A 1,428-nucleotide genomic window follows, 5' to 3' on the forward strand; every position below is an offset into this window, starting at 1 on the left:
GGGGTGACGTGAGCGCGTTAAGGATCAGGGTGTTCACGTTGGCCGGAATGGCTGTTCAACTTCGCCGGAATACGCAAGTGTCACTATGAGGTGTCACGATCATGCCGAGCTACCTGCTGAAAAACCGAAACGGGAACTACTACACCCGCATTCCGTTTCCCCAATCCCTCCGCCTGTTAGGCTGCCCCCTAGAGATCAGAGTCTCCCTGCTCACCAAGGATCGCAGTGAAGCCACGCTACGCAATCTGGTTGCAGCACATGGCATCAAGATAATGATGGGCAGATTACCCGCTCTCTTGAGGACTGACAGCCATCAGCCGACGACCCGTTTTCGAGACCTTATCGCGCCGGATCTGGCTCGCTTACGCCAACAACTGCTTTCCTCTGCTAACGGGCTTATTCAGTCGTCCCCACTTCCTTATAGTCAGCCCGATGACGTGTCAGCAGCATCCTGCTGCGACTCTCCAATAAGGGCATCGCAGTTACAGCCGTCTCTTGAGCCGATGCAGCACCTTGATCCGGTTACAGTGCCCAAGGCAATGGGCCAGTTGCAGGCTGAGTTTCTGGAGCGCAAATCGAATGAAAAAATCTCATCACGTTCGCTCCAGCAGCTCCAGACTCGTACAACAGCACTTATCATCGCTGTGGGTGGTGGCTTCTTCGTACAGGCTTTGAAATTCAGGCATGTAGATCAGTTTGTTCAGGAGCTGGCGACCAGTAAGGGACTGAAGACTGTGCGTGAATACAAGGCGGCCTGTACCCAGATGCTGAATTTTGCTGTGCAGATGGAATATACGGCCAAAAATCCATTTGATCAGGTCAAAATAAAATGTGCGCAGCCTACCCCCCGACAGCGCTGGGTGCCCACCCAGCTCAGGGCATTGTTCAGCTCGGTAAACTTCACCCAGCACGCTTACAGCAACGTCGATGACTATTGGATACCCTTGGTACTACTACACACTGGCGCACGGCCTGCGGAGATCTGTCAGCTACGTGTCAGTGATGTGATGACCCAGGATAATATCGCTTGCCTCAACATTACCGACGAGGGAGAGGCGCAGTCGATCAAAAACGGCAACAGCAGGCGACTCGTACCCATCCACAGCAGGTTGATTGCGCTGGGATTCCTGAATTATGTCGAATTACGACGTAGGCAGGGCCATGTGCAGCTATTCAGTTGTACGGCTACAGGGGAGTTTGGCGAATGGACCAAAAATTTCGAGTGCCGCTTCTCCCGCTACCTGGGGAAACTGGGATTTGTGGCGGGGCAACGACCTACCGCCTATGGGTTCCGCCACACCGTTATTGATGAGCTGCAACAACGTGATACACCCGAGCATGCGGTGGCAGACCTCTCAGAGATCCCCTCATTTTTAGAGACTCAAATAATTCCAAGTGTGCGGGTATATAAGCGGTGTTGCTTCAGGT

At 53.3% G+C, this 1,428-nt stretch carries 1 protein-coding gene; it reads left to right on the forward strand.

Annotated elements, in window-relative coordinates; all coding sequences use genetic code 11:
- Positions 1–101: 101 nt before the first annotated feature.
- Positions 102–1,428 (forward strand): site-specific integrase (locus PG888_RS22840; protein ID WP_270694465.1); only part of this gene is annotated, 1,327 nt, incomplete at its 3' end.

The organism is Aeromonas sp. QDB23, assembly GCF_027707745.1.
Lineage (GTDB): Bacteria > Pseudomonadota > Gammaproteobacteria > Enterobacterales > Aeromonadaceae > Aeromonas > Aeromonas allosaccharophila.